9 protein-coding genes are annotated in these 10,563 nt (G+C 52.2%); 2 read left to right on the plus strand and 7 right to left on the minus strand.

Annotation, left to right across the window (positions count from 1 at the left end):
- Positions 1–22 precede the first annotated feature (22 nt).
- The 5 genes from arcC to ygeW are packed head-to-tail and all read right to left on the minus strand — an operon-like array spanning position 23 to position 6,115.
- Positions 23–955 (minus strand): carbamate kinase, encoded by a 933-nt coding sequence (arcC, locus tag M989_RS11675; protein WP_064545428.1) that lies wholly within the window; start codon positions 953–955, stop codon positions 23–25.
- Positions 956–967: 12 nt separating this feature from the next.
- The gene (gene hydA, locus M989_RS11680) at positions 968–2,374 is read right to left on the minus strand and encodes a dihydropyrimidinase (RefSeq protein ID WP_064545430.1); all 1,407 of its coding nucleotides are present in this window, start codon (positions 2,372–2,374) and stop codon (positions 968–970) included.
- A 44-nt stretch (positions 2,375–2,418) separates the two neighbouring features.
- Entirely contained in the window at positions 2,419–3,636 is a 1,218-nt protein-coding gene (locus M989_RS11685) for a YgeY family selenium metabolism-linked hydrolase (protein ID WP_064545433.1), read from the minus strand.
- Positions 3,637–3,668: 32 nt separating this feature from the next.
- A complete protein-coding gene (gene dpaL / locus M989_RS11690; RefSeq protein ID WP_064545435.1) occupies positions 3,669–4,868 on the minus strand; it encodes a diaminopropionate ammonia-lyase in 1,200 nt (399 codons plus the stop codon).
- Between the two features lie 59 nt (positions 4,869–4,927).
- Positions 4,928–6,115, minus strand: a complete 1,188-nt coding sequence (gene ygeW, locus M989_RS11695; RefSeq protein WP_064545437.1) for a knotted carbamoyltransferase YgeW — start codon at positions 6,113–6,115, stop codon at positions 4,928–4,930.
- A gap of 455 nt (positions 6,116–6,570) precedes the next feature.
- On the opposite strand from ygeW, the gene M989_RS11700 reads away from it, so the two are divergent.
- Positions 6,571–8,352, plus strand: a complete 1,782-nt coding sequence (locus M989_RS11700) for a sigma-54 interaction domain-containing protein (RefSeq protein ID WP_064545439.1) — start codon at positions 6,571–6,573, stop codon at positions 8,350–8,352.
- Between the two features lie 94 nt (positions 8,353–8,446).
- On the opposite strand, the gene M989_RS11705 is transcribed toward M989_RS11700, so the two are convergent.
- Both M989_RS11705 and M989_RS25555 read right to left on the minus strand, forming a co-directional pair.
- Positions 8,447–8,737: a VF530 family protein gene (locus M989_RS11705; RefSeq protein ID WP_064545441.1), complete on the minus strand. Its 291-nt coding sequence runs from the start codon at positions 8,735–8,737 to the stop codon at positions 8,447–8,449.
- A 98-nt stretch (positions 8,738–8,835) separates the two neighbouring features.
- The gene (locus M989_RS25555) at positions 8,836–9,207 is read right to left on the minus strand and encodes a hypothetical protein (RefSeq protein WP_157093543.1); all 372 of its coding nucleotides are present in this window, start codon (positions 9,205–9,207) and stop codon (positions 8,836–8,838) included.
- Positions 9,208–9,625: 418 nt separating this feature from the next.
- Here M989_RS25555 and M989_RS11715 point away from each other — a divergent pair, with 418 nt between their 5' ends.
- Positions 9,626–10,342: a YebC/PmpR family DNA-binding transcriptional regulator gene (locus M989_RS11715; RefSeq protein ID WP_064545445.1), complete on the plus strand. Its 717-nt coding sequence runs from the start codon at positions 9,626–9,628 to the stop codon at positions 10,340–10,342.
- Positions 10,343–10,563 lie beyond the last annotated feature (221 nt).

The following is a 10,563-nucleotide window of genomic DNA, read 5'->3' on the forward strand; positions in this document are numbered from 1 at the left end:
CCGGCGTCACGTTGTTCGGTTTTTATCCCTCGATGATCGTGCCGGTTTTTCCTTCAATAGCTTCTTTCGCTTTGTTCAGAACGGTAATCAACGCTTTACGCCCCGGACGAGAACGGGCAAAAGAGGCCGCAGCCTCCACCTTCGGCAGCATGGAACCTTTTGCGAAGTGGCCTTCTGCAATAAAGCGGTCGGCGTCGCTAAGCGTGAGTTTATCCAGCCACTGTTCGTTGGGTTTACCAAAGTTAATGGCCACTTTCTCCACCGCTGTCAGGATGATGAGCATATCGGCATCAATCATCGCCGCCAGCTTCGCGCTAGCCCAGTCTTTATCAATAACCGCGCTGGCGCCGCGCAAATGGTTACCTTCGCGGATCACCGGGATCCCGCCACCGCCGGCGGTGATCACCACATGGCAGGCATCCATCAGCGCTTTCACCGTCTCTTTTTCAATAATATCGACAGGCTTCGGTGAAGCGACCACGCGGCGATATCCGCGCCCGGCGTCCTCTTTCAGGATGTAGCCCTTCAGGGCCAGCTGTTCCGCCTCTTCTTTGCTGAAGAAGGAACCAATCGGTTTGGTTGGGTTGTTGAATGCCGGGTCGTTGGCGTCTACCTCTACCTGAGTAATCAGCGTGGCGACCGGAATATGCATATTGCGTGACAGTAGCTCTTCACGTATCGCATTTTGCAGGTCATAACCGATATATCCCTGACTCAGCGCCACACAAACGGACATCGGTAGCATCGGCGTATGGGCATCGGTTTTTGCCGCGGCTTCAAAGGCCAGGTTGATCATCCCCACCTGTGGGCCGTTGCCGTGCGTCACCACCACCTGGTGGCCGTGAGCAATCAGGTCGACAATCGCCTGCGCGGTTTGTTTAACGGCCTGCATTTGCCCGGCCAGATCGTCGCCCAGCGCGTTTCCGCCCAGAGCGAGTACGATTTTTTTACTCATGACATCCTCTCTTTAAATGGGTATTCCGCTCATGGGAATCGGAGCGGAAGAAAAAGGGCTGCGCCGCAGGAAACGGCCCTGGCCGGCGACGCCGCAGAAGGTGCCGTTACTGAAGATGACCCGGCCGCGCGATAGCGTCTGGCGAATAGAGCCCTGGCAGATAAAACCTTCCCACGGTGAATAGTCGGCGTTGTCGTGCAGCATTTCGTGACGAATAGTGGTGGTTCGGCGCGGATCGATAATAACGACGTCGCCGTCCGCACCAGCCGCCAGCACGCCCTTATGTGGCCACAGGCCGAACAGCTTCGCCGGGTTAGCGCTGGTGAGGGCGACGAAATGCTCGGGCGTAATACGTCCGGTCATCACGCCGTGAGAGAACAGCAGTAAAAGACGGTTTTCTACCCCCGGCAGACCGTTCGGGCAGCGGCTAAAATCGCCGTTTGACAGATGCTGACGCTGGGCCATTGAAAAGGCACAATGATCGGTGGCTATCACATCGATGGAACCGTCGCTCACCCCGCACCACAGCGAGTCATTGTTGCTGGCATTACGCAGCGGCGGGCTGAGCAGATATTTCAGCGCATCCTCGCGTTCATAGCAGCGGTCATCGAGCAACAGATACTGCGGGCAGGTTTCCACCCACACCGGCTGATGACGCGAACGCGCCAGCTTCAGGTATTCCAGCCCCAGTCCGTTCGACAGATGCACGATGTACAGCGGCGCATTGCCGGCGAGCTGCGCCAGATTAATCATGCGCGCGATAGCCTCCGCTTCGCATTCCAGTGGTCGACTCAGGGCGTGATAGCGCGGCGCGGTTTTACCCTGTGCCAGAAATTCAGCACGTTTACGGGCAATGGCGGCGTCATTTTCCGGGTGCACGGTAGTGAGTGCGCCAGCGCTGTGCAGATGACGCATCACCTGAAATACGTCGTCATCGCTCAGCTTGTACTGGTAGGTTAGATAGAGTTTGAAGCTGCTGATCCCCGCATCGACCATCAGGGGAATTTCATCGAGGATCGCGTGATTGATGTGCTGAATGACACCGTGAAAGCTGTAGTCAATTACCGCTTTGTAGGCGGCGTAACCGAGATAGGTTTCCAGTTGATGGCGCAATCGACAGCCCGCCGGGCCAAATCCCATATGATCGACAATCGTGGTCGTACCGCCACAGGCCGCTGCGCGGGTACCGGTAAAAAAATCGTCGCAGCTGCGGGCCAGACCGGTATCAATGTTGAAATGGGTATGAACATCCACGCCGCCGGGCATCACGTAGCAGCCGCTGGCGTCAATGACTTCACAGGGTTGTTCAACGGTTATCTCTTCGGCCAGTTGGCTGATCAGGCCATTTTCAATGAGCAGGTCCTGTCTGGCCCGTCCGTCGGCGTTGACGATAGTGCCGTTTTTAATCAGTACGCGCATATAAACTCCAGACTCCCGCCGCGAGCGGCGGGAGGAATAGAGGACTACAGTGACTCGGTGGCCAGCCAGCTCAGCGGAATTGCGGCATACATTGCGGCGCAGGTGACCAGGTGAGACTTCCAGGTTTTTTCATTTGGCGCGTGGGCTTCCGGTTCTTTACCTGGACCAAAGCCAATGACCGGAATGCCGTGACGGCCCATAATCGAGACGCCGTTGGTGGAGAAGGTCCACTTATCGACCACCGGGGCTTTGCCGAAGAGGCCTTCATAGGCATTGCTCAGCGCACGCACGGTGAAGTGATTCTCTTCCACCTTCCAGGTTGGGAAGTAGCACTCGGTCGGATACACCAGCCCGGTCCATGATGGACGGTCATAGTTGTACATAGAGACCACCGCACCGGCTTTTTGTACCGCAGGCAGGGCACGAATTTCCTCCAGCGCGCCTTCCCAGGTTTCGCCCCAGGTCAGACGGCGGTCAATGGAGACGGCACAGCTGTCGGCGACCGCGCAGCGGCTTGGTGAGGTAAAGAAGATTTCTGATACGGTGAGGGTGCCTTTACCCAGGAATTCGTCGTTGCCCAGCTTATGGGAAAGATCCTGCAGTTCGTTGAGAATGGGCCCCATTTTAAAGATGGCATTATCGCCGCGTTCCGGCGCGGAGCCGTGGCAGCTGACGCCGGAGACATCGATGCGAATCTCCATGCGTCCGCGCTGGCCACGATAGATCTGGCAGTCGGTCGGTTCGGTACTGACCACAAACTCCGGACGAATGCCGGACTGTTCGATAATGTACTGCCAGCAAAGTCCATCACAGTCTTCTTCCTGCACAGTACCGGTCACCAACAGGGTATATTCGTCTTCCAGCCCCAGATCTTTAATAATTTTGCCAGCGTAGACCATCGACGCCATCCCGCCTTCCTGGTCAGACGCGCCGCGCCCGCCAATGAGTTCGTCGGTTTCCATGCCCTGGTAGGGGTCGAAGCTCCAGTTCTTGATATTACCGATACCCACGGTATCAATATGCGCGTCCATCGCCACCAGGCGCGGACCGTGGCCGATATAGCCCAGCACGTTACCCATGGGGTCGATTTCCACCTTATCGAAGCCCACTTTTTCCATCTCTTCTTTGATGCGGTGTACCACGCGCTTCTCGTCGCAGCTTTCGCTCGGGATGGCAATCATATCGCGCAAAAAGCGGGTCATGTCCTGTTGGTAGTGGTTGGCTTTTTCAACAATCAGTTTAAAAGGAATATGCTTAGCCATGAAGATGTTCTCCAGTTCTGAATTTGTAGGATTTATTGCGCTGCCGGATGTTTGCCTTCCCAGACAATTTCCCGATAGTGTTTGACGTCGGTATCGCCTTCGGTACTGATAATCAGCACAACGGATTGGCTATCCAGCTGCAGTTTGTTCATCAGCGCGTCGCGCTGTGGGTGATAGTGAACAGCGGCGAGCACGCCAAGACCGACCGCACCGGACTCCCCGGAAATGACTCGCGGATCGTGCCCCAGCGGATTGCCCAGCACTCGCATACCGAGCGCGGACACTGCGTCCTGGCAGGAGATAAACTGGCTGGCGCAGTTGCGAAGAACTTCCCAACCGAGCGGGTTGGGTTCACCGCAGGCCAGCCCTGCCATGATAGTGGCCATATCGCCGCCGACGTTTACCATCTGCCCCTTGAGCCCGGAGCGGTAAAGACAATCGGCCAGCTCAGGTTCCACAATGACAGAATGCAGATTCCCCGCACCGTAAACGTCGACCAGGTAGCCAAGCACGCCGCCAGCCAGCGCGCCGACGCCGCCCTGCAAGAAAACGTGTGTTGGGCGGGCGATGCCCATCGCCGACATCTGTTCCACGGCTTCATCGGCCAGCGTGGCGTAGCCCTGCATAATCCAGGTGGGGATTTTGGTGTAGCCATCCCATGCGGTGTCCTGCACCACCTCCCAGCCGTTTTTCTGCGCCGTCTGCATGGTGAAACGCACGGTATCGTCATAGTTCATATCGGTGACGATACACTCTGCGCCGAGTCGCAAAATGGCGTCCACGCGTTCCTGAGCCGAGCCTTTCGGCATGTAAATCACCGCGTTTTGCCCAAGCTGCTGCGCCGCCCACGCCACGCCGCGACCGTGGTTGCCATCGGTCGTCGTGGCGAAGGTCATTTTCTCTTTAATGCGTGATTTCAGGTCGTCGAGCGACAGTTCATTGATATTCAGCTGATACTTCTCACACAGTAATTGTGCGATCGCGTAAGAACCGCCCAGCATCTTGAAAGCGTTAAGGCCAAATCGCTGCGACTCGTCCTTCACCAGTATTTTATTTACGCCAAACAGGGCGGCCAGTTCATTCAGCGCGTACAGCGGCGTGGGCTGGTAGCCGGCAATTTTATGATGGAAACGGCGCGCCTGTTGCGCAGGCTGGCGCGAAAACAGCGGCGAAGGTTCGCCGGTGTAAAAACGGTTATCGGCAATATCCATTTTCAGTGAGAAAGCAGACATACACTGTCCTTATTCGTCATTACGGGAAGTGACGCTGGCCCGCAGGCCAGCGGAGGCGGCTATTTGATGCGTTTTTGCGCTTCGCCCAGCAGTTGCTCCAGCAGCTTGCCCGGTTTCGCGTATTTGCGGCAGAGGATCATGGCAGCGATGATGTACGGCTTCCAGCTGGCCTCTTTGTAGGTGGCGATACGGTATTTTTCGAACACCGCTTCGGTGACTTCGCCTTCGTTACAGGACACGCCGGTAATATCCGCCGGCAGGCAGTGCATATACAACGCGTCGCCGTCGCGGGTTTTCGCCATCATCTCTTCGGTGCAGTGCCAGTCTTTATGCTGGGCGTTCTGCGCCAGACAGGCTTTCTCCAGCGCCTTCAGGCCATCATGATCGTTGGCACGCAGTAGCTCGGTACGCTGTTCCATGACCTGATACGGCGCCCATGACTTCGGATAGACGATATCGGCATCTTTAAAGGCTTCTGCCATATCCGTTACCTGACGGAAGCTGCCGCCGGACGCTTTGGCGTTATTTTTCGCCACTTCAATCACATCAGGAATCAGGTCATAGCCTTCCGGGTGGGCGAGGGTGACGTCCATCCCAAACCGGGTCATTAGGCCGATAATGCCCTGCGGCACGGAGAGCGGCTTGCCGTAACTAGGGGAATAGGCCCAGGTCATGGCGATTTTCTTGCCTTTAAGGTTCTCCAGCGAACCAAAGTGTTCACGTAGCCAGGCCAGATCGGCCATCGCTTGCGTTGGGTGGTCAATATCACATTGCAGGTTAATCAGCGCCGGACGCTGCGGCAGCACGCCCTGTTTGTAGCCGTCATCGAGTGCTTCGCCCACTTCACGCATATAGGCATTACCTGCGCCAAGATACATATCGTCGCGAATGCCGATAGCGTCGGCGCAGAAAGAGATCATATTGGCGGTTTCGCGCACCGTTTCGCCGTGAGCAATCTGCGATTTGCCTTCGTCGAGATCCTGCTGCGCCAGCCCGAGCAGGTTTAGCGCAGAAGCATAGGAGAAGCGGGTTCGCGTAGAGTTATCGCGGAATACCGAAATTCCCAGCCCGCTGTTAAACACTTTGGTGGCAATGTTTTCCGCACGCAGCGTTTTTAACGCTTCCGCGACGTCCAGCACCTGTTTGAGTTCGTCCGGCGACTGTTCCCACGTCAGCAGAAAATCCTTATCATGCAGATTGGAATTCAGCGTGTTGATATCCTTAATCAGTTCGTTAACAGTTTTCATATTTCAATCCTGGTCGTGAATGACGGCTTATTGATTGCTGGTGGCCGCTGCGGCGAATGCCAGCGCTGATATTTCACTAACAATAAGCGTGCCAATTTCAAAGGGACCGAATGAGTTGCGGAGGAAGAGCTGAAATTATGAGATGGGCATCACGGAAAAGAAGCTATCACGGGGCGTGACAACAAATAGGATGATGAATAATTTCGCCATATTGTTATTTGCGTTTCGAGGCCGTTGACGGAATATTCAGGGGGCCGAGAGAGAAGTGCACCAAATTGATAAAATCACCCTGAAAATTATCACATTGATATGAAAGTGTGATACCACTTCCATATTTGCTTCAAGAACTGAAAAAGAGAAAGCACCTGCATCAATTATTGCTAAGGGCTGCGGTAGTATCATCGTAGAGAAATAAATGTTGTCGTTCACCCAGTTAGCTTTCAGTGAGTGATATTATGATACCTTCAAGCTCGTCATCTATCTTGATGCAGATTCAGCCGACAATTCAACGCTTTGCCCGTATGCTCTCCAGCGTTCTCCAGCTTGAAGTTGAAATTGTCGACAATTCGCTGTGCCGCGTGGCCGGTACGGGAAGTTACGGAAAATTTCTCGGTCGCAGATTAAATACAGATTCGCGACTTCTTCGTTACATTATCGAAACAAAGAAGGAGAAGGTAGTTACCCATTCTCGTTTTGACCCGCTCTGTAAAGGCTGTGAAAGTAAGGATACTTGTAAAGAAAAGGCCTTCCTTGGCACGCCGGTGATTTATCAGGAGCAGTGCGTCGGCGTTATTAGTCTGATTGCGCTGACGCGCGACCAGCAGGAGCGAATAAATGATAACATCACCGAGTTTTCCGATTATGTCCGTCACGTCTCTTCCATATTTGTCTCCCGCTTACTTGAGGATCAGAGCGGTGGCGACAATATCCAGAAAATGTTTTTAACGATGCTTGACAATATGGACCAGGGAGTACTGGTTGTTAGTCAGGAACAGAAAGTCAAATTTGTTAATCAGGCAGCGTTAAAAATCCTTGGGGCCACTCAGGGTAATATGGTGGGTAAAGAGATTCATTTTCGGCCGCTGACGTTCGCGCAAAATTTTATTCGCGGTCACGTTCAACATGTCATTTCTATTGATGATAAGAAAGAGCTTATCATTGGTCAGTTGCACGCAATTCAGGATCAGTGGCTGTTCCTGATGGCGTTTCATCAGTCACACTCTTCGGCAGATATTACCGCGCCGCAGGAAGGGCCGCAGATTGAACAGATGGTTGGAGAATGTCGGCCAATGCGGCAGCTGAAAAAGCTGATTACTCGCGTTGCCCCAAGCCCATCAAGCGTGATGATTGTCGGGGAAAGCGGAACCGGTAAAGAGGTCGTTGCCCGTGCGGTGCACAAGCTGAGCGACCGCAAAGATAAGCCGTTTATTGCCATTAATTGTGCAGCCATTCCCGAACAGCTGCTGGAAAGCGAGCTGTTCGGTTATGTGAAAGGGGCTTTTACCGGTGCATCGGCGAATGGCAAAACGGGGCTGATTCAGGCCGCTAATTACGGGACGCTGTTTCTGGATGAAATTGGCGATATGCCGCTCACGCTGCAGGCCAAGCTGTTGCGCGCTATTGAATCCCGTGAGATTCAGCCGGTAGGGGCAAGTCATCCGGTTCCGGTGGATATTCGTATCATTTCCGCCACCAATCAGAATCTCGAGCAGTTTATCGCCGAAGGTAAGTTCCGTGAAGATCTCTACTATCGGCTTAACGTTATTCCGCTACGTCTACCGCCGTTGCGTGAACGCCAGGATGATATTGAACTGCTGATTCACTATTTCCTGCATCTGCATACCCGACGGCTGGAACTGGTCTATCCCGGCGTCGCGCCGGAGGTGATTGCGCTGCTGAAAAGCTATCGCTGGCCTGGCAATATTCGTGAACTGAGTAACCTGATGGAGTATCTGGTCAACGTGGTACCTTCCGGCGAAGTGATCGATGTTTCTCTGCTACCGCCAAACCTGGTAAGCAGCGGCAAGGCCGGCGAGCGCGCGGATACACCGGGGTCAACTGTGGTCAGAGCCGTGAAAGATGAGGAGGGAGTGACCGGGCTCGAAGAGATGGAACGGCAGATGATTCGTGATGCGTTAAGCCGCTATAGCAATAAAAAGCAAGCGGCAGACGAGTTAGGCATCGGGATTGCCACGTTGTATCGCAAGATCAAAAAATACGATCTCATCGTAGTCTAGGCCGGTCGGCTTGCTCGATATAAATGACGGTAAGCTGGTGGCAGTACGGAGGGGAAATCGCAACCACGCACAACCGGTGGTTGCGTTCTTTATATTAACTCTCGCGCTTAGCGCGGCTGTTCGCCCATGGATCAAACGTCGGTTCCGCCGGCGTAATTGCTTTTTCGTCAGTCAACGAGTCCAGATACAACGCTTCCACTTCCGCACGAGCCCAGGGCGTTCGTCGCAAAAACTTCAAACTTGATTTCACGCTTGGATCGTTCTTGAAACAGTTGATGTTGATAAGCTTCGCTAACTGTTGCCATCCATAACGGTCAACCAGCGCGTTAACCTGCATTTCAAGGGTTACGCCGTGTAAAGGATCTTTGGAAGTCTGCGTGGTCATTGGATTCCGTAATTACTGATGGATAGGCGAGGGAAGGGTACAAGAAACCATCGCCAGCGGCAACGGTTGCGTTTTGCGGGATAACGACATTCCGGGTGTTAAAAACATGCTCGCTGAGTGATGTATTTACCCACATCGACCACTGTCAGCGTTTGCGGATCGGCATTGAGTACCACATTGCGAATCTGCGGGCAAAAAAGTTCGCTGCTCGAACGGCTGCATTCAAGCTGTATTAATGGCTGACTGGCATGTTCGGTTTGTACATGACGAAGCATGCCCTGATCGTTGCATTCATATCCCTGGCGACGAACTTTCTCTCTGGCATCGCCAAGGCGCATGCCAATCACGTTCAGATTCGCGACTTCTTCAGCGTGTGTGGTATTAGAGACACGCGTGAGCGAACAACCGCAGGTGGTGCCGAGCAGGAACAGTATACAAAACGCAGAAACGAGTTTATGTTTTGGCATCATAAGGTTAAGAACCTTGGCAAGGTACGACAAAGGTAGACGCTTACTCTTATTGCTGCAATAAAAAACGGGTTAGCGTCGCTACGTCAATTCTGAGGGAGAATGACCCGCGGCAAAACGCAGATTTCACGTAGCGCACGATACCCTACAATACCTGCGCTATCACATTTGTTATTTTATTTATATATTTCCAGCGTAGATAAATTATTAAAATAAATAAAAAACAGGCTCAAAAGAAAGCATAGGCATTGTTTATCTATAATGTTAAATATTGATAGAGTTAAAGTAACATTCCGAAAAACTTAGCTTTTCCATTTCTCATGGACGAATATTTATACATTGTGATATAATATGGCGGATAAAGCAAATAGATTATTATTCTGCCAGTAATTGTAAATAAATTGTCGAGGAGAGCATCCCAGTGGGACGTAAATGGGCCAATATTGTTGCTAAAAAAACGGCTAAAGACGGTGCAACGTCTAAAGTATATGCAAAGTTCGGTGTGGAAATCTATGCTGCTGCTAAACAAGGTGAACCAGATCCAGAGTTAAACACGTCTTTAAAATTCGTTATTGAACGTGCTAAGCAAGCTCAAGTTCCAAAACACGTTATTGATAAAGCCATTGATAAGGCTAAAGGCGGCGGGGATGAGACGTTCGTACAAGGCCGCTATGAAGGTTTCGGACCGAGCGGTTCAATGATTATTGCTGAAACATTGACTTCCAATGTTAACCGTACGATCGCGAATGTCCGCATGATTTTCAATAAGAAAGGCGGCAACATCGGTGCGGCGGGCGCGGTCAGCTACATGTTCGATAATACTGGCGTGATTGTATTTGAAGGAACAGACTCCGATCGTATTTTTGAAATTTTGCTTGAAGCTGAAGTTGATGTTCGTGATGTAACCGAAGAAGAAGGAAACATCGTTATTTATACCGAACCTACAGATCTTCATAAAGGTATTGCAGCTCTGAAAGCTGCCGGAATTACTGAATTCTCAACGACAGAATTAGAAATGATTGCGCAATCTGAAGTTGAACTTTCACCAGAAGATTTGGAAATCTTTGAAGGTCTCGTTGACGCCCTTGAAGATGACGATGACGTCCAAAAAGTATATCACAACGTTGCAAACCTCTAATTGAGGTTGTAATCGTTGAGGTTGGGGAGCGGCGTTTTAAGCAACTATCGTTTTAGTTTGCTGCTCCTTTTTGTTAACGCGTATAAAGCACAGCATGCTGCAGGGTACAGGGCTCTGTTTGACACTAACTTATCTGTTCGGATAGCATCGGGAGATGGATTGATGAAGCTTAAGCTAACCGTGATGAGTTCTGTGTCTACCAAATGCAATTTAACATAATA

It is taken from the genome of Kluyvera georgiana ATCC 51603, assembly GCF_001654985.1.
Taxonomy (GTDB): Bacteria; Pseudomonadota; Gammaproteobacteria; order Enterobacterales; family Enterobacteriaceae; genus Kluyvera; species Kluyvera georgiana.